This window comes from Streptomyces sp. NPDC037083, from assembly GCF_055606485.1.
This window is the reverse complement of sequence record NZ_JBVJSQ010000003.1, coordinates 143,636-170,120: the sequence shown is the minus strand read 5'-3', so window position 1 is coordinate 170,120 and position 26,485 is coordinate 143,636. Positions and strand designations below refer to the sequence as shown.

Below are 26,485 nucleotides of genomic sequence, written 5' to 3'. Positions count from 1 at the left end.
TCAGCTCACCACTCCGGTCATGACGCCCACGGGAACGGCGACGAAGCCGGCCGTGAGCAGCAGCGCGAGGACGTCGGCCGCGGTCTTCAGGGCGCGGTCGCGGGTGCGGCTGCCGGCGCCTAGGGTCTGGGCGGCGCTCCAGAAGCCGTGCCGCACGTGCAGGCCGAGGGCGAGCATCGCGACGATGTAGACGACGTCGCCGTACCAGGTGGAGAAGGTGTCGACGACGTTCTGGTAGGGGTGGCCCTCCTGGAAGCCGCCGCTGTGCACGGTGCCGGTCGTCAGGTCGAGGAGGTGCCAGACGATGAACAGGGCCAGGATGATCCCGCCCCAGCGCATGGTGCGCGTCGCGTAGCTCGCCCGGGGCTTCTTGTGCACGTACTTGCTGGGGCGCGCCTTGATGTCACGGCGGCTGAGCTGGTAGGCGGAGACGGCGTGCGCGACGACCGCGACGACCAGCACGACCCGGACCAGCCACAGCGTCCACTCGTAGTGCATGAACGGCTCGCCGACCGTGCGCAGCCAGTGCGCGTAGTGGTTGAACTCGCCCGGCCCGAAGAAGATCTTCAGATTGCCGATCATGTGGACGACCAGGTACAGCAGCATGATCAGTCCGCTGACGGCCATCACTGTCTTCTTGCCGACGGAGGAGTCCCACACGGTGCGCGCCATGGACGGCCGTCGGTCCGTCCGCGTTGCCAGAGCCATGTCTGCAGACGCTACGGGCGGCTCGCCACATCGGTCCAAGACATGGTGCACCTCGATTCCATAGGACATGGCTATCGTCGGCGTACGCTGGCGGCATGCAGTTCCAGCAGCTCCAGTACTTCGTGGCGGTCGCCGAGACCCGGCACTTCACCCGGGCCGCCGAAGTCGTGCACGTCGCGCAGCCGTCCCTGTCACAGCAGATCAAGGCGCTGGAGCGGGAGTTGGGGGCGGACCTGTTCCTGCGGGCGCGCGGCAACATCACCCTCACCGACGCGGGCGAGGCGCTGCTGCCGCTGGCGCGGCGGATCCTCGCGGACACCGAGACCGCCCGCTACGAGGTGCAGGAGCTGGTGCAGCTGCGCAGCGGGCGGGTGCGGCTGGGGGCGACGCCCAGTCTGTGCACGGGGCTGCTGCCCGACGTGCTGCGCGCCTTCCACGACCGCTACCCGGGCATCCGGTTGCTGATCGAGGAGGGCGGTTCGCACGACCTCGTCCGGGAGCTGGCCCGCGGCGCCCTGGACCTGGCCCTGGTCGTCCTCCCGCTGCCGACGCCCTCCCCGGCGCTGACGACGGTGGAACTGCTGCGCGAGGACCTGGTCGTGGTGTCGTCGCCGGAGGCGTCCAGGCCGGGAGACGGCCGGCGGACCGTCCGGATCGCCGACCTGGAGCGCGAGCGGCTGGTGATGTTCCGCCACGGCTACGACCTGCGGGAACTCACCGTGGCCGCGTGCCGGGCCGAGGGCTTCGAGCCCGACTTCGCGGTCGAGGGCGGGGAGATGGACGCGGTGCTCGGGTTCGTGCGGGCCGGCCTCGGGGTGGCCGTCGTCCCGAGGATGGTGGCCGCGCGCTCGGGTCGGGGGCTGCGGGTCACTCCGCTGGCCCGGCCGGGGTTGTACCGGGTGATCGCGCTGGCGCACCGCAGTGACGTGGCGCCGCCGCGGGCGGCGAGGGAGCTCCAGCGGATGCTGCTGGAGCGGTGAGGAGGCCGCGCCGGGCCGGGCCGCGGCGATCGGCAGCACCAGGGGCCACGCCACCGTCGTGGCCGGGCGCGCAGGCGCTCCCCGCGACGGCCGGGGCCGCGCCGACCCAGTGGCCGGGCGGGCAGGCTCCTCCCGCGACGGCGGGGTGGCGCCGTTTCGTCGTGGCCTGGCGCGCAGGCCCCCTCCGCCGCGAAGGCCGGGGGCGTTCCCCGCTCCTCGTCGCTTCGGGGCGATCAGGGCAGGGCCGGCGGGACGGGGGTGCCCTGGTGGTAGTACATGCGCCAGCCCGCCTGATCGTCGCCTCGGCGCCAGATGGAGCTGCGGCGGACGTGCCGGCCGCCGAAGTCGGTCTCGTAGGTGAGGTGGATCAGGCCGGGGGCGAGGCGGACGGCCTCGATCGCCGGCGGCTCCCGGCGGGGTGCGTCCTGCCCGCCGCCCGGGTGGTCGGGCAGCCAGGACAGCATGTCCTCGTACGTGTAGCGCCGGCCCGAGGCGCCGACCTCCACGAACTCGGGGTCGAGCAGCCGCTCGAAGAGGGGGCGTGCGACACGCACGGCGGGGTCCATCAGGGCCAGCTCGCCGGCGATCGCCTCGTTCACGTCGTCGTTCTCGTGGGTCACCCGCCCATCTTCGTGGGTGACCCACGCGCCCCCGCAACGAGCCCTCCGATCACCCCGTCGCGTCCACCAGCGCCAGTTCGTGGAGCCGGTCCGGCGGGCCGGGGCGGGCGTAGTACCAGCCCTGGGCCGTGTCGCAGCCCAGTATGCGCAGCTGCTCGGCCTGGGCGCCGGTCTCCACACCCTCCACCGTGACCGCGAGGTCCAGGCTGTGGGCGAGCGAAACGATCCCCTCGACGATCTTGAGGTCGACGGGGTCCGCCGGGAACTGCTGCATGCCCTGGGTGAAGGAGCGGTCCAGCTTGAGCACGCTCACCGGGAGGCGGCGCAGGTTGGCCAGGTTGGAGTAGCCGGTCCCGAAGTCGTCCAGGGCGATGTCGACGCCCATCTCGGCGAGCCGGCGCAGCGGCTTGAGCAGGTCGTCGTCGGCGCCGATCAGCGCCGACTCCGTCACCTCCAGGCACAGGGCCTCCGGCCGGACACCCGCACGTTCCAGGATGTCGACGGTGTCCTGCACCAGGCCGGGATGGGTCAGCTGGCACGGGGAGAGGTTGACGTTGATGCGCAGGGGGTCGGTGTCGCCGGTGCGTTCACGCCACTCGCCGGCCTGGCGGACCGACTCCTCCAGGACCCAGCGGCCCAGCGGCACGATCAGGCCCGTGTGCTCGGCGAGCGGGATGAACCGGTCGGGGCCGAGCACGCCGTGCTGCGGGTGCAGCCAGCGCACCAGGGCCTCGGCGCCGCGCACGCTGCCGTCGCCGAGATGGACGAGCGGCTGGTACTCGATGAAGAACTCACCGCGTTCGAGCGCGGCCGGGAGCGCGGTGGTCAGCCCGTGCCGGGTGATGGCGCGGGCGTCCGCCTCCGGGTCGGCGACCTCGAAGCGGTTGCCGCCCGCCGACTTGGCCCGGTACATGGTGATGTCTGCGCTGCGCAGCACCTCCGCCGCGCTGCGCTCCCCCGCCGGGCCCTCGACGATGCCGATGCTGCCGCGCACGGTCAGCTCCCGGCCGTCGATGCTCACCGGCGCGACCAGGGCGTTCATGATGCGGGCGGCGAGTTCGTCGACCTCGTGACGGGTGTCGCTGCCGGTGGTCAGCGCCACGAACTCGTCACCGCCGAGGCGCGCGACCATCTCGCCGGGCGCGGTCGCGCAGGACTGCAGCCGGTCGGCGACCTCGACGAGCAGCCGGTCGCCGGCCGCGTGACCGAGGCTGTCGTTGATGGTCTTGAAGCCGTCCAGGTCGAGGTAGCACAGCCCGAACCGCTTGCCCTCGCCCGCGCCCAGCACCTTCTCCAGGCGTTCGAAGAACAGCGTGCGGTTGGGCAGGCCGGTGAGCGCGTCGTGGGTGGCCTCGTAGCGGAGCCGGAGGTTGAGCAGCCGGCGCTCGGTGGTGTCCTCCATCAGGGCGAGCTGGTACTGCGGGTCGCCGTCGGCGTCCCGCAGCAGGGAGACCGTCAGGTTGGTCCACAGGACCGTTCCGTCGGGGCGGCTGAACGCCTTCTCCGTGTGGTAGTGCTCGCGTTCGCCGCGGACGAGTTCGTCGTAGAGCTTCCAGATCTGGGGAGCGTCCTCGGGGTGGGTCAGGTCCTGGACCCTGCGACCTCGCAGGCTCTGCTCGGAGCCGCCGAACATGCGCAGCAACGCCCCGTTGACCTGAAGGACGTTGCCGTCCAGGTCGGCGATGGCGATGCCTATGGCGGCGCCCTCGAACACGGCGCGGAAGCGCGCCTCGCTCGCGTGCAGGGCCTGCGCGACGACGCCCTGGGCCCGCAACGCGGCCTGGGCGATGGCCTCCTGCTCGGCGAGTGTGCGCTCGCGCAGGGCCTGTGCGTAGCCGGCGGCCATGGCGTGCTGCAGCCGTGAGGCGCGGGTGCGCAAGTCCTCCTGGGGACCGTCCTCGCCGCAGTACAGCACCAGGTAGGCGTCGACGCAGTCGAGGGACCGGCTGAGCGCGTCGGGGTCCGTGCAGTGCGCGTCGACGAGGGCGGCGCCGACCTGCCTGCCTGCCTCGGCGTCGAAGCCCCGCTCCAGCAGGGCCTCGCACAACCGCCGTGCCAGCGGCAGCAGTTGTTCCTCGAGTTCGGGCCGGGTCAACGACGTCGAGGTCACCGGGAACACGGCCCGGCTCCAGATCGTCGCGAACCGCCGCAGTCTGTCCTCCGGCCCGTCCGGTTCCGCGCTCACGCCTTGCGCCCCACGCCCGCGAAACCGGAGAAGGCCCAGGGATCCTCGTCCTCCGGCGCCGTGTCCGGCCGCCAGTGCGGCATCGGCACCAGTCCCGGTTCCACCATGTCGTACCCCTCGAAGAACCGCCCGATCTCGTCACGTGAGCGCATGATCAGCGGATTGCGAATGTCCTTGTACACGTCCACCGCGCGCTCGGCCCGCTCCGGCGGCAGCGGGATTCCCTCGTACGAGGCATGCGTGAGCACCAGCAGGCTGCCGGGTGCGAGCGCCGCGCCCAGCTCGGCCACCGCCGCGTACGGGTCGTCCGCGTCCTCCACGAAGTGGAGGACGGCGACCAGCAGCAGCGCCACCGGCCGCCGCAGGTCGATGAGTTGTTCGACCTGCACGCTGCCGAGGATCTCGCGCGGCTTGCGCAGATCGGCGGCCACGACGTCGGCGCCGGGGTCGTCCGCCAGCACCGCCTGGCTGTGCGCGACGGCCACCGGGTCGTGGTCGACGTAGACCACGCGCGCATCAGGGCTGACCGCCCGGGCGACCTCGTGCGCGCTGCCGAAGGTGGGGATGCCGGAGCCGATGTCGAGGAACTGGGTGACGCCCTCCGCGACCGCGTGGCGCACGGCGCGGCGCATGAACGCCCGGTTCGCCTGGCTGATCTTCGGAAGTCCCGGCATGAACTCCATGGCCTTGCGGGCCGCTTCCCGGTCCACCTCGAAGTTGTGCGATCCGCCCAGGTAGTAGTCGTAGATCCGCGAGACGCTGGGCACCGAGATGTCGATGCTCCGAGGGGCCCAGGCGGGACGCTCCATCTATCTCTCCAAGGCGTAGGCGATCCGGTGTTCGAGCTGAGGCTACTGATCGCCCGCCAAACGGGCGAGCAGAAACGGAAATTGACCGTCCGTTCCCGGTCACTGCCTGCGGCACGTGCCGAATCGACGACCCCCCGACGGGCTACGAAAAGTGCCCGAGGCGCTGCGGAGAGTCTCCGAAGCGGCCCTCAGGGCGGCGAAAGTCTACGCACACGACACGGGGACGGGACAAGCACAGCGGTCCGCCCCCTCCGTGCGGCGCGGAGGGGGCGGACCAGTGGTCGTGCGCGATGGGGCAGTCCGGGGATCGGCCCTGGGGAGGTGATCTCTACTGCGCCGGCGCTCCGACCAGCTTTCCGTCGGGCGCGACGGCGTACCACGTGCCGCCCACACCCTGGCCGTTGATGTCACCGGGGGCCTTGTCACCGGAGAAGGTGTAGATCGGCGAGCAGTTGACCGTCTGCTGCTTGACGCCGTCACCCCGGGTGAAGCTCATCAGGCCCTTCTTCTGCACGCCCTCGGTGTCGTTCGCCTCGACCGGCGCGACGGCCGGCCACTTCTCCAGGCAGGCGCCGTTGCAGTTCGACACCGGCTTGGGCCACGCCTTGTCCTTGAGGAAGCGGTAGACCGTCATGCCGTTCTTGTCGACGACGATCTCGCCGAGGTTGGGGTCCTTGCGGACCGAGAGCCCCGCGAGGGCGGCGGACTCGCCGCCCGCCTTGGCCTTCTTGCCCTCGGGGGTCAGTGCGAACCACTTGTTGCCCACGCCCTGGCCACTGGTGTCGCCGGCGTTGGCGTCCTTCGCGTAGTAGTAGGCGGGCCAGCCGCCCACGGTGAGCTGCTTGGAGCCGTCGGGACGGGTGATCTCGCCGAGCAGCGACTTGTCGATGCCGTCGCCGGCGCTGACGTCGTCGGCCGACACCGGCGGCCAGGTGGTCGCGCAGTCGCCCTCGCAGTTCGACTTGGGGGGTTCGGCGGTGTCCGCGTCGAAGCGGTAGAGGGTCTTGCCGGCGCTGTCCGTGAGGATCTTGCCGAGCTCGCCGTTCGCGGAGACGGCCAGTTCGCCGGCGCCCGCCGACTGCGCTCCGGTTCCGGTGCCCGCGCCGACGCCGCCGGGGGCGCTGGCGCTCGCACTGGCGCCCACACCGCCGTAACCGCTGCCGACGCCCGCGATGCCACCGGCCGGAGCCGTGGCTCCGACGTTCTGGCTGGACGCCGACGTGCCGCTTTCCGATCCGCACGCCGTCGTCAGCGCCAGCACGGCCACCGTGCCCGCCGCGAGTGAGGCGCTCCGCCAGGTGGTCTTCATCGTCAACAACTCCCCGATCGTCACAAGGGTGTTGCAGCGCCCTGCTGCGCCGCCGCACGGCCCTGAGTACGCACGGGGGCAGTGGTTGCGTTCAAACACGGCACAAAATTCTTTCCGCGACCTGTGACGCGGACGGCCACGGGCTGCTCCGACGGCCCCGCGGCCGTCGCCCGCGCCGCTCACGAAGGGCGGCGCCGGTCGCACATGCGCACGGCAGGCCGGATGCACGCACGCACCGCCCGGCAAACCGGCGGAGGCGAACTTCCCCCGTTCGGGGCAATCCCCGCCGGGCGTGGGCACGCAGGGACGGCCGAAGCCTCATGATCTCCGTCGTGCATGGACCCGAACCGACCCGATCCGCCCTCCTCACCAGGGCGTTGGCCCTGGTGACCGTGGCCTGGATCCTCACGGCCGCGCCGGCCGGGGTGGCCACGGCCGACGCGTGCGCGTACGCCTCGACGGGCCCGGACGGCACCGAGGCGGTGGCGGTCGCCGGCAGCCACTCCTGGCCCGCGCCCCCGGGGTGCCGGAAGCCCACGCCCACCCCGCCGCCCGAGCCGCCCCAGCCGAAACCGCCGCCCAAGCCGACGCCCTCCCCCACGCCGCCGCCCCCGGAGCCGTCCCCGGCCCCGAGCCCGCCGCCAGAGCCGACGCCGCCACCCGAGCCCTGGCCGCAGGCGCCGAAGCCGCGCCCGAAGCCGCCCCCGGCCCCCGCGCCGCCCCGGCCCGCACCGCCGCCCCCACGCCCGGTCGTCGCCCCCACCCCCGTGCCCGACCCGACGCCGCCACCGAAGCCGACGCCGAAGCCGACGCCGCCGCGCCCCTCAGCGAGCCCCGTGAGCTATCCCGCGTACCACTCCACGCCGCGTCGGCGTCCCGCCCGCGGCGGCCAGTCGCCCGTCACCTACGTCCTGCTCATCACCGTGCCCGCGGTGATCGCCGTCGCCGCGCTGCGACCCCGCTAACGCCGATCCAGGAGGCATCTCTTGCCGGAATGGCTTGTTCTCACCCTCGCGATGCTCGCCGCCGGCGCGGTGGTGGTCGTCGTCACCCTCGTACGGCACCGCAGGGCACCCGAGGACGAGGACCCCTCCGAGACCCCTGACGTCATCGAGTACATGACGATGTGGATCGGCGTGGTGTACGCCATCGTCCTGGGCCTGGCCATCGCGGGCGTCTGGGAGGCGCGCAGCGTCGCCCAGGACCACGTCCAGGCGGAGGCCCAGGCGCTGCACGAGATCTCGGAGCGGGTGCGGGTCTACCCGGCCGACGTCCGTGACCGCATTCGGGCGGACGTCAACGCCTATGTCGGACACGTCGTCACCACCGAGTGGCAGAGGATGGCCGACGACGGCGAGGTCACCGAGCGCGGCGGCGAGCTGCTCCGGCGGGTCCGGGTGGACGTCACCGACTACCAGCCGGCCTCCGACTTCCAGGCGCAGGCCTATCAGCCGCTGCTCGACCAGATGGCCGCGGCCGACCAGGCGCGCAACGCCCGCGCCGAGTCGACCGGGGCGACCATGCCCGGCGTGGTGTGGTTCGGGCTGCTGGCCGGGGCCGTCATCACCATCGGCATGGTCTTCGCGCTGCAGATCCGGCGCACCGCCCGCGAACTGGTCCTGGCCGGACTGTTCTCCGCGCTCATCGCCTTCCTGCTCTTCCTCATCTGGGACTTCGACGCCCCCTACAGCCGGGGCATCACCGCGTCGGCGGAACCGTTCCTCAACCTCTTCCCCGGCGTCAAGGGCTGAGGCCCTCGGGGCTGACGTCCGCTCACCCCGCCTTCGCGCCCCGGACGGCGGCCGCCACGCCGCCGCCGTCCCCCGGCCGCAGGAACGGCGTCCCCTGAGCGGCCCACACCCGTGACCCGTTCGCACGCCTGCGATCGCGGGAGCGCACACATGTTCCTAGCGTTTCGGTCATCGAGGTGCACAGATCACGAAAGCGGAAAAGGTCCGCAGCTGCTCCTCGGGGACCGGAGGATCCACCATGCGCGCGATACGCGTCGCTTCGGCCGCACTGCTGGGCGTCACCGCCCTGACCTTCTCCGCACCGGCCGCCGTCGCCAACGACGACGACGGCCACTACGTCATGTCCAACGGCTACCACCTGCTGCCCTCGACCGTAGCGCGGGGCGGTCAGGTCGCCCTCCAGGTGGACCGTGAGGTCAGCGGCTGCAGAAGCTCCGTGACGGTCTCGTCGGGGGTGTTCGACACGGTCGTCATCCCACGGGGGTCCTCGTCGGCGGTGGCCCAGGTCGACTGGGACGCCAGGCCGGGCGCCTCGTACCGGGTGACGTTCGTCTGCGGCGGGGTCAGCGCCCTCAAGGAGCTGACGATCGCCGCCGGCCACCCGGCCGACGTCTCCCCGGCGCCCGTTCCGCGCGGTGTGCACGCCGGCGAGGGCGGCAGCGTCGCGGGCTTCGACCTCCAGGAGATCGGGCTGGGCGCCGCGCTCATCGCGGGCTCGATGGCCGCCGCGTACCGGTTCGCACGGCGCCGCAACACCGAGGACGGCGGCTGACGGCCCACGCGCCGCCGCCCACAGGCCTTCGCCCCGGATCCCGACAGGGACCGGGGCGAAGGCCTGTGCCACGTGCGGTCTTCAAGGGGGACGGACGTCAGATGCGGCGCTCGGCGCGGCGCCGCATCCAGAACAGACCGCCGCCCACGAGGGCCGCGGCGACGAGCCCGCCGCCGATGGCCATGTCGGTCGGGGTGGCGCCGGTGCTGGTGCTGCCGCCCAGTCCGCCGCGGACGCCGCCGATGACGCTGAAGGCGGCCGGGCGGGTCAGGGTCCGGCCGGAGCAGTTCACGGTGATGTCGTACGGGCCGGGCCGGGCGTTGTTGTTGATGGTCGCCGTCCCCTTGGCGGTCTGGTTGGCGCCGTTGATCGGCGTCAGGGTGGCCTGCGGGAAGGCGGGCGAGGTCATGGTCCCGCCGGCGGGGCAGCCGTCGACGGTGACGGTGATCTGGCCGCCGCGCGCGATGACGCTGGGCAGGACGACGATGTTGCTCGGGTTGGCGCCCATGCCGTCCCGTGCGACGGCGGCGGGGGCGGTGAGTCCGAGGGCGGCGACCGCGGCGGCGGACACCGCCGAGGCCGCAAGGACACGAGTGGTACGCATGTGATCCTCCGCGGAAGGCGTCCCGGGGCCCGTCCCCGGCATGTCGGCGAGAAAGCGCCTCCCGGAACGACCCTCAGACGCCCCGCACGCGCCCGCATTTCGGGAATGGTCCGTCCTGGTGAGAGGACACGCCGAGCGAAATGCACGCGATCGGATATAGCCGCAGGTCACGGACCGTCAGAAAATTACTTCCGCCGTCAACTCGGATGGCGCACCGGGGGAAACCCGAGCCACCCGTTCGCTGCCGCCCCGTCGCCGGTTTCCGCCACGGGACTTAGCGTTCTCGTATGCGCGAAAGGACGCGGCGACGGCCGCGTCGAAAGGGGATGGCGAATGTCTGCGTACGAGCTGTCCGAGGCGGCGGAAGAAGAGGAGCGGCGGAGGAAGCGCGCCCCCTGGGGCGTGATAGCGCTTGTTCTGCTGACCGGTCTCGCGCTGATCAGGAACGGGTCGGGAGAGTTCGACATCGGCCCGCCGCAGCCGGCCTCGGCTGCTGCGGCCGACGGCCGCAGCGTCGTCGGCGGCCTGGGGCCGGCCCCGGCTCCGCTGCCCTACGCCGAGCCGGACCGGGTACGGATCCCCGCCATCCGGGTGGACGCGCCGGTCATGGCGGTCGGCCTGGACGCGGACGGCTGGGTCGGCGCACCCCCGCCGGAGGACCCGAACCTGGCCGGCTGGTTCACCGGCGGCGTCTCGCCCGGCGAGAAGGGGACCGCGGTGGTCGTCGGCCATGTCGACAACAAGCTGGGCCCCGCCGTGTTCTACGGACTCGGCGCCCTCAAGAGGGGAAACCGCGTCGAAATTTCGCGCAAGGACGGAAAGACCGCGATCTTCGAGATCTACGGCATCGAGGTCTTCGAGAAGAACAACTTCCCCGGCGACCGCGTCTACGCCTCGAAGGGCGCCCCCGAACTGCGCGTGATCACCTGCGGCGGCGGTTTCTCCAAGGCGAACGGATACGACGGGAACGTCGTCGCCTTCGCCCGCCTGGCCGAGGTCCGCTGAGCGGCTCCCGGACCGGGCGGGCGGGGCGCCCGCGTCAGGTGTACTGCCGGCGCAGCACGCTGATGTGGTAGCCGGAGTCCAGGAGCTGCGGCAGATACCGGCGCAGTGCCCGCACGCTCTGCGAGCGGTCGCCCCCGGCGTCGTGCGAGAGCACCACGACGCCGGGGCCGGCGCCCCGCTCGACCCGGTCGACGATGGCGCCGGCGCCCGGGGTGGTCCAGTCGAGCGTGTCGACCGTCCAGGCGAGCGGTTCCATGCCCAGTTCGGCGCCGAGTTGGAAGACGGCGCGGTTCCAGGCGCCGTAGGGGGCGCGGAACCAACGCGGCCGCTCGCCGCAGCCCTCCTCGATGACGTCGCTGGTGCGGGACATCTCCCAGCGGATCCGGCGCCGGGTCAGCCGGGTGAGCAGGGGATGGGACCAGGTGTGGTTGCCGACGACGTGCCCCTCGTCGGTCATCCGCGCCAGCAGGTCCGGGTGGTGGGCCGCCATCTCCCCGCACACGAAGAACATCGCGCGCACGTCGTACTCGGCGAGCGTGTCGAGGATGCCGGGCGTGTAGCGGGGATCGGGTCCGTCGTCGAAGGTCAGCACCATGGTGCGGCCGCGGCCGGTCATCCTCAGCAGCGGTTCGTGACGCACCGGGGTGCGGCCGGGCCCGATGCGCGGCGGGCCGTAGCCGGTGAGCGGCTGGAGGCGGTAGGCGGAGGGCTTGAGCGGGAGACTGCGCGGCAGGGCGCCCGCGGCGGGGGCGGCCTCGACCTGCTCGCCGTCCTCGCCCCACAGGAACACTCCGGCCGTGCCGACCGCTCCGACGGCTGCCGCGCCGGCGAGCAACGCCCGGCGGCGCGTGAACAACTGCTCCTTCTTCATGCAGTCATCACTCGCCCGGCCGGACCCCGGCCCACCACACCGACACCGCACCGGCGGCACGATTCCACCCGCCCGGCGCAGTCGCGGGCACGCCGGGCCCCGGGACGCGCCCGGGGGCGGTCAGCGGCGCCGTACCAGCGGGAACGGCAGGGTCTCGCGGATCGTGAGGCACATGACCAGGCGGTCGACGCCGATGCCGAGGCCGCCGGTCGGGGGCATGGCGCACTCGAGGGCGTCGAGGAAGTCCTCGTCGAGTTCATCGCCTCCGGGTCGCCGCCCGCGGCCAGCAGTGACTGCTCGGTGAGCCGCCGACGCCTGCTCGACCGGGTCGGTCAACTCGGAGCAGGCGGTGCCGAGTTCGGTGCCGAAGGCGACGAGGTCCCAGCGTTCGGTTAGGCGGGGGTCGACGCGGTGCTGCCGGGTGAGCGGGAAGACGTCGGTGGGAAGGTCCTTGTAGAAGGTGGGAAGTCGGGTCCTGTCCTCGACGAGTCGCTCGTACGTCTCCAGGACGACGTCGCCGCGGCCGTCGTCCGGGGTGTAGGGGACGCCGGCGCGGTCGGAGCGCCGCTGCCGAGGTATCCGCGCTCCAGCAGTCCCTGGCGCAGGGCCTGCACGGCGGTGGAGCGGGCGCGGACCACGTCGCGGGCTGCGGGGCTGGAGACCAGGTCGAGGTAGCGCATGCGGACCTTGGCCTCGGGGTCGGTCAGGCCGCGGCGCTCGTCGGGCAGCGGCCGCGGACATTTGCCGGTGAGCCGCCAGGAGGCGACGAAGACGGTGGGTTCGCCCTTGTCGTGTCTCGACTGTAGGAACCACCCGGGGCGCACCGCCCGTCGAGGAGCCCGCCCACCGGCCGGACCTGGCGCTTCCGATAGCCTCGGGCCGTGACGGAACAGCACTCGCAGCAGCCGGCCCACCAGTTCGAGCGGGGCACGGACGGCCCCAAGGTGATCCTCGCCGGGGTGGACGGCTCCGACTCCTCGCTGCGGGCGGCGGCCTACGCCGCCGGTCTGGCCCGCCGCCAGCACGCGCTGCTCGCCGTGGTGTACGTGCAGCCGGTGCTGGCCGCGGGCGCGGCGTTCGGGGCGCCGGTCGCGGAGACGACCGACGCGATCGCCGAGGACCTGGTCGCGCAGATCCGGGAGGCCACCGAGCGGACCCGGGGGATATTCGACGTGCGCTGGGAGTTCCACACCTTCCGCGGCGACCCCTACGGCGGTCTGGTGAAGGCGGCGGACGAGCTCAGGGCGGACGCGGTGGTGGTGGGCGCCTCCGAACAGGCCGGGCACCGGATCGTCGGGTCCGTCGCGGTGCGGCTGGTGAAGGCGGGGCGCTGGCCGGTGACCGTGGTGCCGTAGCACCGGCGTCACTCCCGTCGTCCCCGCCGCGGCGGAACGTTCCTACTCCCCCATCACCAGCCCGTCCGCGGCCGCGCCCCGGCTGAGGACGACGGCCTTGATGCGGTCGCGCACGCCCTGGACTCCGGCGCCCTGGGCGAGGGCCCGGTTGAGGTCGACCACCCGGCCCGCGTCGATGTCGTACATCTGCGGCACGAACTCGGCCTTGCGCACCTCCCAGCGGCCGCCGGGCCGGACGGGCGGGACGAAGGTGAAGCGGGCGACGGTGGACTGGCTGGCGCGCGCGTCCTGAAGGCCCTGGCGGTTGAACATCTCGCCCGCGATCTGGTCGCCCATTCCGTAGACCACCCAGGTGCCGTTGACCTTCTCGTAGGCCTGCGGCACGTGGGCGTGGGCGCCGACGATCAGGTCGACGTCGGGGCGGCCGTCGGTGCGCGAGGCGGTGAGCGTGCGGGCCAGGGCGATCTGCCGGTCGTCCGGGGCGTCCTGCCACTCGGTGCCCCAGTGCAGGGAGACGACGACCACGTCGGCGCCCGCCTTCCGGGCGGCCTTGGCGTCGGCGAGGATCCGGTTCTCGTCGATGAGGCCGACGGTCCAGGGCTGTCCCGGCGGGAGGGGGTGGCCGTCGGTGCCGTAGGTGTAGGCGAGGTGGGCGACGTTCGCCGGGCCCGCGCGCAGGAGCGTGACCGAGTTGCCCTCGGCCTCGGTGCGCGCGGTGCCCACGTGCCGCACACGGGCGGCGTCCAGGGCGTCGAGGGTGCGCCGCACGCCGTCGGGGCCGTCGTCCAGGCTGTGGTCGGAGGCGGTGGAGCAGCCGTCGTAGCCGGTGGCCGCGAGGGCCCCGGCGATCTCGGGCGGGGAGGTCACGGAGGCCACTGCGGAAGGGCCGGTGGGGGCGCCGTTCGCTCCGTACACCGCGTCCATGTGACACAGGGCCAGGTCCGCCCGGGCGACGACGGACTTGGCGCCCTCGAACATGGGGCGGAAGTCGTAGCCGGCGCCGCCGGCGTCGAAGCGGGCGCGGTCGATGACGGTGGTGTGCGGGAGGACGTCGCCGGTGGCGACGAGGGTGAAGCCGCGGGCGGCGGACGGCGCCGGGCGGCCGGGCCGGGCGGCCGGCCGTTGGTCGTGGGCCTGGCAGGCGGCGGCCGACGCGAGAACGGCCGTCAGGACCAGGGCCACTTGGTGTCTGCGTGCGAGCACCGGATCACCCCGATTCACATGGATTGTCATATTTACGCACGCATCACTACTAGTCCATCGACGACGGTGGACCGCCCCGGCACTCCCTTCGTCCAGCACCGATGCCCGCGATCGGCGTAGCCGGACCGTTCGTCGAACCGTTCGTCGACGCGATCGACCGTCCGCCGCAGACCCCTGTGCGCACCCTGTCCCGAACCGGCCCCTTGGGGTGCCATACGCCCATGACCGCCGGAACCGCCCTCCATGCCGGAACGACGACCGCCGAGCACGAGCTCGCCGCGCTGCAGCGCGAGCACGGCCGGCCGCTCTTCGCGTTGCTGCTGAGGCTGTGCGACGGCGACCGCCAGCGCGCCGAGGACCTGGTCCAGGAGACCCTGGTGCGTGCCTGGCAGCACCCAGAGGCATTGCGCGCCGACGCCTTCGACTCCGTACGGCCCTGGCTGCTCACCGTGGGCCGGCGGCTCGCGATCGACGCGCGGCGGGCCCGGCAGGCGCGGCCGCCCGAGGTCGGCGACGCCGTCCTGGAGAACGCGCCCGTCTGCGCCGACCACGCCGAGCGGGCGGCCGCCGCCCTCGATGTCCGCGAGGCTGTGAAGACACTCACTCCGGAGCACCGTGAAGTCCTGGTGCTGGTGTATTTCCAAGGGGCGAGTGTGGCGGAGGCCGCCGAAACGCTCGGAATTCCGCCCGGTACCGTGAAGTCGCGCGCTTACTACGCGCTGCGCGCCCTGCGCCGGGTGCTTCCGGGATACGCGGCCGACCTGCACTGAAACCCACGGTCGGGTCAAGCCTCCGTAAAGCGCCTTGCCGAGGACCCCCATTGAGTAATCGGGTGTACTCATCCGTGTTCCGGACTGGGGTCCCGGCAGCGGGCGACGCGCAAGCACCGGAGGAAGGCAGGAAGGGATGCTGCACAGAGGTCACCAGAGCACGGACGGCACCGACGGCGGTGAACTCACCGTCCCCATGGCCTGGTTGTACGCCGAGTACATCGCCGACGAACTGCTGCGGACCGGCGATCTGATGCCGCCGACGTCCTTCGAGTTCCGCGCCGGGCGCGACGCCCTGGCGCTGACGATCTTCCTGTCCGACACCGACGGAGAGCTGCCCGGCATCCGGGTCGTCACCCAGTTGGAGACCTGGCTTTCGCTCACGGCGTACGACCAGCCGTGGCAGAACTGGGTCGACGAACGTATGTCTCAACTGAGGACCGAAGCCGCCCAGTTGGAGGGCCCCGCTCCCGATCTCGAACTGGCGGCCGCGGCTTGGCGCTGGCTGGAGGAGACGGAGCTGCTCGCCCCCGACCTCAACGCCGTGCCGGGCGGTTCGCCGGCCGGCGAGGACGAGGGACCCAAGGTCTGGACGCCCGCCTGGCAGCTCGGGCTGCCTCTCGGCCACCTGGCGATTCATCTTTTTTAGATTCGCACCAATCCGCGAGGCGGACCGCTCCGAATATCTGGGTCACGATTCGGTACGTGGCTTGAGTGATTCGTCTGCCGGGTGCGTACCGGTGGGAGCAAGGAGTAACCCCACTGGCACTCAACGGCACGAGGTTTCGGCATGAGGTCCCTGGAAAGGCATCGCGACGTCGGCGCGTACGCGCTCGGCGTGCTGGACGAAACGGAAGCCTTCCGCTTCGAGGACCACCTCATGGAGTGTCCTCAGTGTGCGGCACAGGTCACCGAGTTCGGGCCCACCGCACGACAGATGATGCTCTACCGGCGCGCCACCCCGCGCGCCGTGCACCCCTTCGCCGGCCCCGGCCCGCAGCTGCTCGACCGGCTGCTCGCCGAGGTGGCGGCCCGGCATCGGGCCGTGCGCCGGCGCGTGCTGTACGCGGTGGCGGCCTCGGTGGTGGTCGCCCTGGCCTCCCCCGTGCTCGCCATGATGGCCGGCGGGAGCGACGGCGGCGAGAACGCCGTGCGGGTCACCGCCACGGACGAGAAGTCCGGGGTGTGGGCGCAGATCACCACCGAGGACGAGGCCTGGGGCAGCCATGTCGAGCTGCAGGTCAAGGACGGCGCGGGCCCCCGGTCCTGCCGCCTGATCGCCATCGGCCGCGACGGCTCCGAGCAGACGGTCACCAGCTGGATCGTTCCCCGGCACGACGCCCGCCCCAACACCATGCAGGGGGCGGCCGCCCTGCACCCCGACGAGATCGCCCGCTACGAACTGCGCACGGCCTCCGGCGAACACCTGGTGACGCTCGAAGCCCACTGACGTCGCACCGAAGTGAGTTCAGGTCACTTCGTGTCGACGCCGGTACCGCGCATGTTTCCGGGCCCGCTCCCACCCGCCTTCCTCGTCGCTCGGTGATTTGCGACCGTGCGACGGGCGGCGGAAAATAGGGGGTGGACGCGGACGCGGAGCCACCGACCGTCCGACTCCGCGCCGCCCCTGTGCGTATCGCCGAAGGGGGCCGCCCCGGTGGACAAGACCTTGCAGATCCTCGTGACCGAGGAGAGCGCGGACGTCGAGGACGTCGAGGAACTGACCGGCCATCTGCGCGAGGAACTGCTCCGGCTCGACGTGGAGGACGTCACGTCCGTGCCCGGCGAGGAGGCCCCGCCCGGCGCCCGGGTCGTGGAGGTGGCCGCCATCGGGGCCCTCCTGGTGAGTCTGGGCAGCACGATCACGGGGCTGCGGCAGGTCCTGGACGCGATCCGCGACTGGCGCGGCCGCTGCCGGGACTCCCGGCCCTCCCTGCACCTGACCCTGGACGACGACGTACTGGAGATCTCCGAGGCGACCGACGAACAGGTGGCCCAGGCGTTCGAGATCTTCCTCCAACGGCACTCCACGGCCGGAGCCCCGCCATGACGACCGCCAGACACGCGCTGATCATCGCGAACGACCGCTACGCCGACCAGGGGCTGAAGAGGCTCAAGGCCCCGGCCCAGGACGCCGCCGCACTCGCCGGGGTGCTTGAGGATCCGCAGATCGGCGACTTCGACGTGGACGTCGTGAGCAACGCGCCGGCCGACACCATGCGCAGGCGCATCCAGGGCTTCTTCAGCGACCGCCGCCGCGACGACACGCTGGTGCTGCACTTCTCCTGTCACGGCCTCAAGAGCGAGTCCGGCGAACTGTACTTCGCCGCCAGCGACACCGAGCCCCGGCTGCTGGACGCCACGGCGATCCCTGCCCACTTCGTCCGTGGGTGCATGTCCCGCACCCGCGCCGGCCGGACCGTCCTGTTCCTCGACTGCTGCTACGGCGGGGCCTTCTCCCGGGGTTCGACGTCCGTGCGCGCGTCCGGCGCGGTCAACGTCCTGGAGTCGTTCGCCAAGGACAAGCCGCCCGGCGGGCGGGGCTGGGCCGTCATCACGGCGTCCAACTCCATGGAGTTCGCCTTCGAGGGCGACGAGCTCGCCGAGAACTCCGCCCCGCGGCCCTCGGTGTTCACGCACGCGGTGGTCGAGGGCCTGGCGACCGGCGAGGCCGACCTCGACGCGGACGGCGAGGTCTCCCTGGACGACCTCTACGACTACGTCTTCGAGCACGTACAGGAACAGAACCCCAACCAGACCCCGAGCAAGACGGTGGAGATGCAGGGAGAGCTGCATCTCGCGCACAGCCGGCGCGGCCGCATCAAGATCGCCGCCCTCCCGTCCCCGTCCTCCCTGCTCGCCGCCGTCAACAGCGACAACGCCTTCACGCGGCAGGGCGCCGTGCTGGAGCTGCACTCCCGCCTCCAGAACGAGTCCCTGCCCCTGGCGGAAGGGGCCCGTCAGGCTCTGGAGGACGTCGCGCGCAACGACATCCGGCAGATAGCCGACGAGGCGAGCCGCGCGCTGCACGACATCCGGCTGGCGCCCTCCCCGGACCGTCTGGACTTCGGCCTGGTGCCCAAGGGCTCGCCCCTTCAGGAGAAGACCGTCACCATGAACGGCCCACCGCTGGCCCGTCACTGTGTGGCCCAGCCCGCGCAGTCATGGCTGCGGGTCGAGCCGACCGCGAACGGCTTCACGGTCCGCGTCGACACCAGCACCGAGGGGCACCTGTCCGGTGAGATCGCGCTGAAGGGTGTGGCCGACGAGGCGGTGGTCCACGTCGAGGCGGTGGTGGGTCCGTCGCCCTCCCGGGCCCCGAGCGGCGCCGATGAGCCGGCGGACGAGTCCGCCCACGACCAGGACCCGCTGGTCATCGCGCCCTCGGACGCCGGGCCGCAAGCGGACGGGACGCCGGCCTCGACGGAGGGCACCCGAACGCTCGCGCACGGGGCGAGCACGGACCGCACGGACCCGCACCGGCAGAGCGCGCAGCAGGCGACTCGGGAACAGCGGCGCACGGCGCAGACCGGCCGGGCGCAGAGGGAACAGGACGACAAGCAGACGGAGCAGGGGGAGCGCGCCGACCGGGAACAGGCCGACCGGGAGAGGGAGCAGGCCGACCGGGAGCGGACGACGGGCCGCACTCCGCCCCTGTCCCGCGTCGCCCCCGCTCTCGCCGGCGCCGCCCTCGCCCTCGCGGCCACCGCGGTCGTCACGGTGATCCTGGCCGTCCGGGCGGCCGTGGTGGCCGTCGTCGACCGGAGCGGCGAAGGGCTGACGGGCAACGTCGAGGAGAACGTCCACGACCAGGGAGCGCTGCCGTTGCTGACCGTGTCCCTGATCACCGCCGCGCTGGCCCTCGTCGTCAGTGCGCTCGCCCGCCACGACCTGAGAACGCGGCGCGCACGGTACGCGGCTTCGGCGGCGAGCGGCACCCGGAGTCTGACCTCGGTCGCCAAGGGGCTGGCTGTCCCGGCCCTGGTCCTGGCCCTGCTCACGCTGGTCGCCTATCTGGCGGGCAGCCCCTACTGGTGACTACTTCAGCAGCCGGGACATCCTCCGGTCGGCCAGCGGCTTGCCGCCCGTCTGGCAGGTGGGGCAGTACTGGAGCGAGGAGTCGCTGAAGGAGACCTCCTTGATGGTGTCGCCGCAGACCGGGCAGGGTTCGCCGGTGCGGCCGTGGACGCGCAGACCGCTCTTCTTCTCGGCCTTCAGACGCCCCGCCGCCAGGCCCCGCGAGCGTTCGACCGCCTCCGTGAGCGTCGTGCGCAGGGCCTCGTAGAGGATGTGGGCGTCCTGCGGGGTCAAGGACGCCGCGAGTTTGAAAGGGGACATCCTCGCCGCGTGCAGGATCTCGTCGCTGTACGCGTTGCCGACCCCCGCGATCAGACTCTGGTCGCGCAGGGCCCCCTTGAGCCGGCGGCGCTCGCCCGCGAGGAGCGCGGTGAAGCGGGCCTCGTCGAAGTCGGCGGCCAGCGGGTCGGGGCCGAGGCGGGCCACGCCGGGAACCTGCTGCGGATCGCCGACGACGTACACCGCGAGCCGCTTTTGGGTGCCGGCCTCGGTCAGGTCGAAGCCCTCCCCCGTCTCCAGGGCGACCCGCAGGGCGAGGGGGCCCTTGCCGGGGCGGGGCGGTCCGTCGGGCAGGCGGTCCTTCCAGTGCAGCCAGCCCGCGCGGGCCAGGTGCGTGACCAGGTGCGGGCCGTCGCCGGTCGCCAGGTCGAGGAACTTGCCGTACCGGTGCACGGCGGTGACCCGCCGGCCCTCCAGGGCGGTGACGGGCGGGTCGTACGTCTTCAGCACGCTGATCGCGGCGGGCAGCACCCGCACGATCTCGTGGCCGACGAGATGCTCGGCCAGGAAGTCCTTCAGCGCTTCGACCTCGGGAAGTTCCGGCATACGTCCAGAGTGCCATCCGGGACGGACATTGCCTCGCGGTGCGGCGTCAGGGCCGGTCCGGCGCCGGCACCGCGAACTCGCACCACACGCACTTGCCGCCGCCGCGCGCCTCCACGCCCCACGCGTCGGTGAGCAGGTCCACCAGCATCAGGCCCCGCCCGGAGACGCCCGACTCGCCCGCCTCACGGCGTCGCGGCAGGGCGCTGGAGGAGTCCTCGACCTCAACGCGCAGCCGGCGTTCGCCGCCGGTGAGCGCCCGCAGGGTGACGATCGCCGCGCCCTCGGTGTGCATGAGCGCGTTGGTGATCAGTTCGTCCGCGACGAGTTCGATCTCGTCGGAGCGGTCCCGGGAGCCCCAGGCGCGGACGGCGGCGCGGATCATGTGCCGGGCCTCGGCGAGGGCCTCCGGGTCGCCGGGCGCCACGTGCTGCTGGAGCCGGTTGCCCGCCCGCGAGCCGTCCGGGCCGCGCCGGCGCAGCAGGAGCAGGGCCACGTCGTCGTCCCCGCCGCGCTCCTCGGCGACGTCGATCAGCTGGTCGGCGAGGGTGCGCACGTCGTCGGGGCCGGCGGAGATGAAGGCGGCGAGGGCGAGCATGCCGTCGTCGACGTCGGCGCCGGGCTGCTCGACGAGTCCGTCGGTGCACAGCAGCAGGGTGTGGCCGGGGTCGAGTTCGACGGTGCCGACCGGGTACTCCAGGCTGCCGAACTCGGCGGACAGGCCGAGCGGCAGACCGCCGGGCACCGGGATGCGCCGGCAGGCGCCGTCGGGGCCGCGCAGCAGGGGGTCGATGTGCCCGGCGCGCACCACCTGGACGACGCCGGTGGTCAGGTCGGCCTCCGCGTACAGGCAGGTGGCGAAGCGGTCGGTGTCGAGTTCGTGCAGGAAGACGGAGGCGCGGGCCATCACGGTGGGCGGCGGGTGCCCCTCGGCGGCGTACGCCCGCAGGACGATGCGCAGCTGGCCCATGACGGCGGCCGCGTGGGTGTCGTGGCCCTGGACGTCACCGATGACGGCGCCGACCCGGCCGCCGGGCAGCGGGATGAGGTCGTACCAGTCGCCGCCGATGTCGCGGCCGTGGGAGCCGCCGATGGTGGCGGCGCGGTAGCGGACGGCGACGTCGGCCCCGGGCACGCTGGGGATGGTGCGCGGCAGCATGGCCTCCTGGAGGCCCTGGGCGATGTCCTTCTCCTGCTCGTAGAACATGGCCCGTTGCAGGCTCTGCGCGATGCTGCTGCCGAGGGCGACGAGGATGTTGCGCTCCTCGGGGGTGAAGCCGTGACGGTCGCTGTAGAGCAGGCCCATCGCTCCGATCGGGCGGGCCTGCACGATGAGCGGCAGATAGGCCGCCGAGGTGATCTTCAGGTCGGTGAGGTGCGGCCACAGGACGGGGTAGCCGCCGGCGAACTCCTCCGGCGACTCGATGAAGCGCGGGGTGAGGGTGCGGACGACCTCGCTCATCGGGTAGGGCTCGTCGATCCGGGTGACGAGCGTGCCGGGTACGAAGCTGCCCTCGGGCCCCTCGGCGACCATCCGGATGCGGCCCGCCTCGACCAGCCCCATGACCAGGCTCGTCGCGCCCAGGTGGGTGAGGCCGTGGGTGTCCTTGAGGACGTCGATGACGTCCTGCACGGTGCGGGCGTGCGCCAGGGCGGCCGTGGTGAGCTGGACGACGTTGGTCTGCTCGCGGCGCGCGTCGTCGAGGGTGTCCTCGTCGCGGCGGGCGGCGAGGTCGCCGAGCTCGTCGGTCGCGTCACGCACGATGCCGACGATGCGGCGCGGGCGGCCGGTCTCGTCGCGGCGGATGTAGCCCTGGGTGTGGGTCCAGCGCAGGGTGCCGGCACGCAGCCGCAGACGGAAGTAGGCGCCGTAGTTCTCGCTGCCGTCCTTGATCGCCTGGGCGACGAGGGCGTCCAGGCGCATGGCCTCGTTCGGCGGGACCCGCGCCGAGAGGGTGGCCGGGTCACCGTCGTATTCGCCGGGGCTGAGGTCGAAGATCTCGTGGGCTCGGGCGTCCATGTGGAACAGCCCCGAGTCCAGGTCCCAGTCGAAGCTGCCCATCCCGTTGAGCGCCAGGATCGGATCCGGGTGGGCGGGCCACTCGTCCGGCGGTGACAGGGCACTCGCTCCCCGATCAGCCATGGGGCCACCTTGCCAGGATTTGCCCGATTCTTCGACCGGGGAGCGTGGGCCTGCGGCCGGGTCAGCCGATGACGGCGTCGACGGGACTGCCGAAGACGGGGTCGGACGGGTCGAGCCCGTCGGACTCGTCGGGGCCGTCGGGGATCAGCCCGCCGCCGTCGGGCACGTCGGGGATCTCCGGGACGGTCTCGGGGCCGACGGCGCCCGGGTCGGCGCCGCGGTCGAGGTCGGAACCGTCCCCTTCCGCGGAACCGGCGTCTTCGCCGGAGCCGGGGTCCGCCTCCGCTTCCGGGGCGGAGTCGGCGTCGGCGCCGTCGTCCGACAGGAGGCCGGTGAGGGGGTCGGCGAAGACGGTGCGCCCCTCCGCGGCCGGGATGACGGCTTCGGGGCCAGGCATCGTGTACTTCCCGCCGTCACCGCCGCGGCCGGCGACGAGGAGCGCCGCCGAGAGCGCGCAGGCGGTGAGGGCAGTGGCAGTGGGTAGTCGCACCACGTTCTCCCGCATCGTCTCGGTCCATCCCCCTGAGGTGATTCGCCCACTATTGTCTGCTGCACCCACCGCGGTCACGCAAGTGGAGGACCCGAGCACCCACAGTGACGGGGCGGGAGTGAGAAGAGGAGCGCACGGCCGTGGACTGGTTCACCGCACCCGAGTACTGGCTGAGCCGGCTGGTCTTCCAGCGGGCCCTGGCCGGCGTGTATCTGGTCGCGTTCCTGACGGCTGCCCTGCAGTTCCGGGCTCTGCTCGGTGAGCGCGGGATGCTGCCGGTGCCCCGGTTCGTCGAGCGGGTGCCCTTCCGGCGGGCGCCGAGCCTGTTCCATCTGCGCTACTCCGACCGGCTGTTCGCGGCCTGCGCCTGGACGGGCTGCGCGGTGTCGGCGGCGCTGCTGGCGGGAGCGGACGGCCTGCTGCCGCTCTGGGCGGCGATGGCGCTGTGGCTGGCGCCGTGGGCGCTGTACCTGTCGATCGTCAACGTCGGGCAGACGTGGTACTCGTTCGGCTGGGAGTCACTGCTGCTGGAGACCGGCTTCCTCGCCGTGTTCCTCGGCAACGACGAGGTGGCCCCGCCGATCGTCGTGCTGTTCCTGCTGCGCTGGATCCTGTTCCGGGTCGAGTTCGGCGCGGGTCTGATCAAGATGCGGGGCGACGAGTGCTGGCGGAAGCTGACGTGCCTCTACCACCACCACGAGACCCAGCCGATGCCCGGCCCGCTGAGCTGGTGGTTCCACCATCTGCCGAAGCCGCTGCACCGCGCCGAGGCCGCCGCGAACCACTTCACCCAACTCGTCGTGCCGTTCCTGCTGTTCACCCCGCAGCCGGTCGCGACGGCGGCCGCCTCCCTGATGATCCTGACCCAGTTGTGGCTGGTGCTGTCGGGCAACTTCTCGTGGCTGAACTGGATCACCGTCGTCCTGGCGGTGCCCGCGCTGGCCCTGCCCTCCGGCGACCACCCGACCCCCGCCACACCGATGTGGTTCGAGATCGTGGTCCTCGCCGTGGCCGCCCTGCTGCTGTTCCTCAGCTACCACCCGGTGGTCAACATGCTGTCCCGCCGCCAGGTGATGAACCGCTCCTTCGATCCGCTGCACCTGGTCAACACCTACGGCGCGTTCGGCAGCGTCAGCCGGATCCGCTACGAGGTGGTCGTCGAGGGCACGCTCGACGACGTCCCGCACGAGGACTCCGACTGGCGGGAGTACGAGTTCCGGGGCAAGCCGGGCGACCCCCGGCACTGGCCGCGCCAGTTCGCCCCCTACCATCTGCGCCTGGACTGGATGATGTGGTTCGCCGCGCTCTCCCCCGCCTACGCCGGGACGTGGTTCGCCGCGCTGGTGGAACGGCTGCTGGAGAACGACCGCGACACGCTGAAGCTGCTGCGCCGCTCGCCGTTCCCGCCCGACCGGCCCCCGCGTCACGTCCGCGCCCGCCTCTTCCGCTACCGGTACACGACCTGGCGGGAGCTGCGGGAGACGGGCGCGTGCTGGCAGCGGACGTATGTGCGCGAGTACCTGCCGCCGACCCGCCTGGCGGGGACGGCTCACAGGCCGTAGACGCGCACGGCCGTGGTCTCGAAGATCTGGTCGTGGTCGCTCGGGTCGGTCAACTGCCGTGCGATGTCCAGGACGTCCTTGTAGGAGGCGGTGGGGGTGCATACCGGCCAGTCCGAGCCGTACATCAGCCGGTCCGCTCCGAAGGCCTGCAGCACGGTCTCCGTGTACGGCCGCAGGTCGTCGACCCGCCACGCGTCGGGGTCCGCCTCGGTGACCATGCCGGAGAGCTTGCACACCGTGTTCGGCAGGGCGGCGAGGGCCCGGACGTCGGCGGCCCAGGGCTCCAGCGCGCCGGAGGCGATGGGCGGCTTGCCCAGGTGGTCCAGGACGAAGGTGAGTTCGGGCAGGGCCGCGGCCGCAGCGGCGCAGGCCGGGAGCTGGTGGGGCAGCACCACCAGGTCGTAGACGAGACCGGCGTCGGCGACGGCGGCGAGCCCGCGCCGTACGTCCTCCCGCAGCAGCCACCGCGGGTCGGACTCGCCCTGCACCTGGTGCCGGACGCCCTTGAGGAACCGGCCGCCCGGGAGCTCCCGGAGCCGGGCCAGTTCGTCGGCGACGTCGGCGCGGGTGAGGTCCGTCCAGCCGACGACGCCCGCGATCAGCTCGTTCCCGGCCGCCAGGGCGAGGAACTCGGGCGTCTCCTCGGCGACGGTGACCGTCTGGACCAGGACCGTGCGGTCGACTCCGGCCGCGCGGGCCTCGGGAACGAGGTCGGCGACGGTGAAGTCCCGTCGCAGCGGACTTCCTTCGGCGATCCAGTCCTGGTCCCGGACCGACAGGTCCCAGACGTGCTGGTGCGCGTCGACGGTCACGGCAGCTCCCAGACCACGGGCAGGCCGGCGCCGGCGCCCTCGTCGGAGTAGTCGTGCGCCACGTCCAGCAGCTCGGCCATCCGGGCCTGCCAGACCACGTTGACCGGCAGCTTCTCCAGCTCGGCGAGGAGCCGTGCGTAGTCCGCGCACTCCAGGACGTGGAACAGGTCCGTGCCGCTGCGCCAGATCGTCCAGGACGTGGCGCCGGCGGCCCGGATGGCGTCGGTGAGCTCGACCGGCACCTCGCGGTGGGCGGCCTCGTACTCGGCGATGCGGTCCGCGCGGACCTTGGTGTGCAGGGCGACCCTCATGACGGCTCCTCGTGAACGGACAGGCCGGTGTCCCGCAACTCCTGCCAGAAGGCGGCGGGCACCGGGGTGGCGAACTGTGCGGCGCAGTCGCGCACCTCGTCCGCCGAGCGCGTGCCGACCAGCACGCTCGCGACGGCCGGGTGGGCGGAGCAGAAGGCCAGGGCGGCGGCCCGCAGGCTGATGCCGTGCCGGTCGGCGATCTCCTTCATGCGCAGCGCCCGCTCCAGCAGCCCGGCGGGCGCGCGCGTGTAGTCGTAGGTCGCGCCGGGCGTGGGATCGGCGAGCAGGCCGGAGTTGAAGGCGCCCCCGATCACCACCGACACGCCCCGCTCGACGGCGGCGGGCAGCAGCTCGGCCCGGGCCCGCTGGTCGAGCAGCGTGTACCGGCCGGCGCACAGCACCACGTCGACGTCGGTGTCCCGGACGAAGCGGGTGAGCATCTCCGCCTGGTTCATGCCGGCGCCGATCGCGCCGACGACGCCTTCGCGGCGCAGTCTCTCCAGCGCCGGGTAGCCCTCTCGGAAGGCCTGTTCGGCGTGGTCGTCGGGGTCGTGGAGGTAGACGACGTCCACCCGGTCCAGGCCGAGGCGCTCCAGGCTCGCCTCCAGGGTGCGGCGAACGCCGTCGGCGCTGAAGTCCCACACCCGGCGGTGCGTGGCGGGCACGGCGAAGCCGTTGGCGAGGTCGTCGCCGCCCTCGTCGCAGGGTTGCAGCCGGCGGCCCACCTTGGTGGAGACCGTGTAGTGCGAGCGGGGGTGCTCGCGCAGGGCCGCGCCGAGCCGGCGCTCGGACAGGCCGAGGCCGTAGTGCGGCGCGGTGTCGAAGTAGCGGATCCCCTGCTGCCAGGCGGCGGCGACCGTCGCGTGCGCCTGCTCCTCGCCGACCTCCGTGTAGAGGTTCCCGATGGCGGCGCCGCCGAGGCCGAGGGGGCTGACGAGGACGGCGCTGCGTCCGAGGCGGTTCACCGCTGCGCCGGCCCGAGCCGCGGGCCCCGCGCCCCGCCGCCGACGGCGAGCGCGACGCGGACGGCGGCGCCGGACGGCGGGCTCGCCGGGCGGCCGACGGCGTCCCCCGTCGCCGGGGCCGTCGGCCCTTCGAAGTCGCTCACGTCGTCTTCTCCTTCCGGCTCTTGCGGTCGGACGGCCCGGAAGTCGCCGCCGGGACGGACACATCGCACGATCGGCCGGTCTCACCGGGCCGCCACAGCGGTTGCTGCCGCATATTTATCAGACCACTTCCCTCTCTCAACACCCCCGGATACCGTTTTCGACGGATTCACGGCTCAATTGGTCCGACCACTGCGGCGGTTTCGGACCGCGCACCGGC

28 protein-coding genes are annotated in these 26,485 nt (G+C 72.6%); 12 read left to right on the top strand and 16 right to left on the bottom strand.

Annotated features, from left to right (window positions below):
• Positions 1-672, bottom strand: coding sequence for a succinate dehydrogenase (locus ACZ7DE_RS09390; RefSeq protein WP_470760065.1), 672 nt, complete (start codon positions 670-672; stop codon positions 1-3).
• Between the two features lie 131 nt (positions 673-803).
• Between ACZ7DE_RS09390 and ACZ7DE_RS09385 the strand changes: the two genes are divergently transcribed.
• Entirely contained in the window at positions 804-1,688 is an 885-nt protein-coding gene (locus tag ACZ7DE_RS09385; RefSeq protein WP_470759144.1) for a LysR family transcriptional regulator, read from the top strand.
• A 233-nt stretch (positions 1,689-1,921) separates the two neighbouring features.
• Here ACZ7DE_RS09385 and ACZ7DE_RS09380 read toward each other — a convergent pair whose 3' ends face one another.
• From ACZ7DE_RS09380 to ACZ7DE_RS09365, 4 genes are all read right to left on the bottom strand, one after another.
• Entirely contained in the window at positions 1,922-2,308 is a 387-nt protein-coding gene (locus ACZ7DE_RS09380; RefSeq protein ID WP_470759143.1) for a nuclear transport factor 2 family protein, read from the bottom strand.
• Between the two features lie 49 nt (positions 2,309-2,357).
• Complete coding sequence (locus tag ACZ7DE_RS09375) at positions 2,358-4,493, bottom strand: putative bifunctional diguanylate cyclase/phosphodiesterase (RefSeq protein WP_470759142.1); 2,136 nt, start codon at positions 4,491-4,493, stop codon at positions 2,358-2,360.
• On the bottom strand, positions 4,490-5,302 hold the full coding sequence (locus ACZ7DE_RS09370; protein WP_470759141.1) for an SAM-dependent methyltransferase: 813 nt from the start codon (positions 5,300-5,302) through the stop codon (positions 4,490-4,492). Before ACZ7DE_RS09370 ends, ACZ7DE_RS09375 begins: the two co-directional genes overlap by 4 nt.
• A gap of 328 nt (positions 5,303-5,630) precedes the next feature.
• Complete coding sequence (locus tag ACZ7DE_RS09365; RefSeq protein ID WP_470759140.1) at positions 5,631-6,611, bottom strand: SCO0930 family lipoprotein; 981 nt, start codon at positions 6,609-6,611, stop codon at positions 5,631-5,633.
• 332 nt (positions 6,612-6,943) lie between these two features.
• Here ACZ7DE_RS09365 and ACZ7DE_RS09360 point away from each other — a divergent pair, with 332 nt between their 5' ends.
• The 3 genes from ACZ7DE_RS09360 (at position 6,944) to ACZ7DE_RS09350 (ending at position 9,134) form a co-directional block, all read left to right on the top strand.
• Positions 6,944-7,576 (top strand): hypothetical protein, encoded by a 633-nt coding sequence (locus ACZ7DE_RS09360; RefSeq protein ID WP_470759139.1) that lies wholly within the window; start codon positions 6,944-6,946, stop codon positions 7,574-7,576.
• 21 nt (positions 7,577-7,597) lie between these two features.
• Positions 7,598-8,362, top strand: coding sequence for a bestrophin-like domain (locus ACZ7DE_RS09355; RefSeq protein WP_470759138.1), 765 nt, complete (start codon positions 7,598-7,600; stop codon positions 8,360-8,362).
• 238 nt (positions 8,363-8,600) lie between these two features.
• Positions 8,601-9,134: a hypothetical protein gene (locus ACZ7DE_RS09350; RefSeq protein ID WP_470759137.1), complete on the top strand. Its 534-nt coding sequence runs from the start codon at positions 8,601-8,603 to the stop codon at positions 9,132-9,134.
• A gap of 97 nt (positions 9,135-9,231) precedes the next feature.
• Here ACZ7DE_RS09350 and ACZ7DE_RS09345 read toward each other — a convergent pair whose 3' ends face one another.
• Positions 9,232-9,738 (bottom strand): hypothetical protein, encoded by a 507-nt coding sequence (locus ACZ7DE_RS09345; RefSeq protein ID WP_470759136.1) that lies wholly within the window; start codon positions 9,736-9,738, stop codon positions 9,232-9,234.
• A 333-nt stretch (positions 9,739-10,071) separates the two neighbouring features.
• Between ACZ7DE_RS09345 and ACZ7DE_RS09340 the strand changes: the two genes are divergently transcribed.
• The gene (locus tag ACZ7DE_RS09340; protein ID WP_470759135.1) at positions 10,072-10,743 is read left to right on the top strand and encodes a class F sortase; all 672 of its coding nucleotides are present in this window, start codon (positions 10,072-10,074) and stop codon (positions 10,741-10,743) included.
• 34 nt (positions 10,744-10,777) lie between these two features.
• Here ACZ7DE_RS09340 and ACZ7DE_RS09335 read toward each other — a convergent pair whose 3' ends face one another.
• Both ACZ7DE_RS09335 and ACZ7DE_RS09330 read right to left on the bottom strand, forming a co-directional pair.
• Positions 10,778-11,614 (bottom strand): polysaccharide deacetylase family protein, encoded by an 837-nt coding sequence (locus tag ACZ7DE_RS09335; RefSeq protein ID WP_470759134.1) that lies wholly within the window; start codon positions 11,612-11,614, stop codon positions 10,778-10,780.
• Between the two features lie 120 nt (positions 11,615-11,734).
• Positions 11,735-12,355, bottom strand: a complete 621-nt coding sequence (locus tag ACZ7DE_RS09330; protein WP_470759133.1) for an amino acid--tRNA ligase-related protein — start codon at positions 12,353-12,355, stop codon at positions 11,735-11,737.
• Positions 12,356-12,495: 140 nt separating this feature from the next.
• On the opposite strand from ACZ7DE_RS09330, the gene ACZ7DE_RS09325 reads away from it, so the two are divergent.
• Positions 12,496-12,969 carry a universal stress protein gene (locus ACZ7DE_RS09325; RefSeq protein WP_470759132.1) on the top strand — a complete coding sequence of 158 codons (474 nt, stop codon included), beginning with the start codon at positions 12,496-12,498 and terminating at the stop codon, positions 12,967-12,969.
• Between the two features lie 42 nt (positions 12,970-13,011).
• Here ACZ7DE_RS09325 and ACZ7DE_RS09320 read toward each other — a convergent pair whose 3' ends face one another.
• On the bottom strand, positions 13,012-14,172 hold the full coding sequence (locus ACZ7DE_RS09320; RefSeq protein ID WP_470759131.1) for a CapA family protein: 1,161 nt from the start codon (positions 14,170-14,172) through the stop codon (positions 13,012-13,014).
• A gap of 221 nt (positions 14,173-14,393) precedes the next feature.
• On the opposite strand from ACZ7DE_RS09320, the gene ACZ7DE_RS09315 reads away from it, so the two are divergent.
• The 5 genes from ACZ7DE_RS09315 to ACZ7DE_RS09295 all read left to right on the top strand — a co-directional run bounded on the left by ACZ7DE_RS09315 (position 14,394) and on the right by ACZ7DE_RS09295 (position 18,980).
• Entirely contained in the window at positions 14,394-14,942 is a 549-nt protein-coding gene (locus ACZ7DE_RS09315) for a sigma-70 family RNA polymerase sigma factor (RefSeq protein ID WP_470759130.1), read from the top strand.
• Between the two features lie 136 nt (positions 14,943-15,078).
• Complete coding sequence (locus tag ACZ7DE_RS09310; protein ID WP_470759129.1) at positions 15,079-15,591, top strand: hypothetical protein; 513 nt, start codon at positions 15,079-15,081, stop codon at positions 15,589-15,591.
• A gap of 141 nt (positions 15,592-15,732) precedes the next feature.
• The gene (locus ACZ7DE_RS09305; RefSeq protein WP_470759128.1) at positions 15,733-16,392 is read left to right on the top strand and encodes a zf-HC2 domain-containing protein; all 660 of its coding nucleotides are present in this window, start codon (positions 15,733-15,735) and stop codon (positions 16,390-16,392) included.
• Positions 16,393-16,599: 207 nt separating this feature from the next.
• Positions 16,600-16,992 carry a hypothetical protein gene (locus ACZ7DE_RS09300; protein WP_470759127.1) on the top strand — a complete coding sequence of 131 codons (393 nt, stop codon included), beginning with the start codon at positions 16,600-16,602 and terminating at the stop codon, positions 16,990-16,992.
• Positions 16,989-18,980, top strand: a complete 1,992-nt coding sequence (locus tag ACZ7DE_RS09295; RefSeq protein WP_470759126.1) for a caspase family protein — start codon at positions 16,989-16,991, stop codon at positions 18,978-18,980. Before ACZ7DE_RS09300 ends, ACZ7DE_RS09295 begins: the two co-directional genes overlap by 4 nt.
• On the opposite strand, the gene ACZ7DE_RS09290 is transcribed toward ACZ7DE_RS09295, so the two are convergent.
• The 3 genes from ACZ7DE_RS09290 to ACZ7DE_RS09280 all read right to left on the bottom strand — a co-directional run bounded on the left by ACZ7DE_RS09290 (position 18,981) and on the right by ACZ7DE_RS09280 (position 22,474).
• Positions 18,981-19,844 (bottom strand): Fpg/Nei family DNA glycosylase, encoded by an 864-nt coding sequence (locus tag ACZ7DE_RS09290; protein WP_470759125.1) that lies wholly within the window; start codon positions 19,842-19,844, stop codon positions 18,981-18,983.
• A gap of 46 nt (positions 19,845-19,890) precedes the next feature.
• The gene (locus ACZ7DE_RS09285; RefSeq protein WP_470759124.1) at positions 19,891-21,984 is read right to left on the bottom strand and encodes a SpoIIE family protein phosphatase; all 2,094 of its coding nucleotides are present in this window, start codon (positions 21,982-21,984) and stop codon (positions 19,891-19,893) included.
• Between the two features lie 61 nt (positions 21,985-22,045).
• Positions 22,046-22,474, bottom strand: coding sequence for a hypothetical protein (locus ACZ7DE_RS09280; RefSeq protein ID WP_470759123.1), 429 nt, complete (start codon positions 22,472-22,474; stop codon positions 22,046-22,048).
• Positions 22,475-22,614: 140 nt separating this feature from the next.
• Here ACZ7DE_RS09280 and ACZ7DE_RS09275 point away from each other — a divergent pair, with 140 nt between their 5' ends.
• Entirely contained in the window at positions 22,615-24,036 is a 1,422-nt protein-coding gene (locus ACZ7DE_RS09275) for a lipase maturation factor family protein (protein ID WP_470759122.1), read from the top strand.
• Here ACZ7DE_RS09275 and ACZ7DE_RS09270 read toward each other — a convergent pair.
• The 4 genes from ACZ7DE_RS09270 to ACZ7DE_RS09255 are packed head-to-tail and all read right to left on the bottom strand — an operon-like array spanning position 24,024 to position 26,267.
• Positions 24,024-24,848, bottom strand: a complete 825-nt coding sequence (locus ACZ7DE_RS09270) for an amidohydrolase family protein (RefSeq protein WP_470759121.1) — start codon at positions 24,846-24,848, stop codon at positions 24,024-24,026. The genes ACZ7DE_RS09275 and ACZ7DE_RS09270 overlap by 13 nt on opposite strands.
• The gene (locus tag ACZ7DE_RS09265) at positions 24,845-25,159 is read right to left on the bottom strand and encodes an L-rhamnose mutarotase (RefSeq protein WP_470759120.1); all 315 of its coding nucleotides are present in this window, start codon (positions 25,157-25,159) and stop codon (positions 24,845-24,847) included. The genes ACZ7DE_RS09270 and ACZ7DE_RS09265 overlap by 4 nt, the downstream gene beginning before the upstream one ends.
• A complete protein-coding gene (locus tag ACZ7DE_RS09260; protein WP_470759119.1) occupies positions 25,156-26,124 on the bottom strand; it encodes an aldo/keto reductase in 969 nt (322 codons plus the stop codon). Before ACZ7DE_RS09260 ends, ACZ7DE_RS09265 begins: the two co-directional genes overlap by 4 nt.
• Entirely contained in the window at positions 26,121-26,267 is a 147-nt protein-coding gene (locus ACZ7DE_RS09255) for a hypothetical protein (RefSeq protein WP_470759118.1), read from the bottom strand. Before ACZ7DE_RS09255 ends, ACZ7DE_RS09260 begins: the two co-directional genes overlap by 4 nt.
• Between the last annotated feature and the right edge of the window lie 218 nt (positions 26,268-26,485).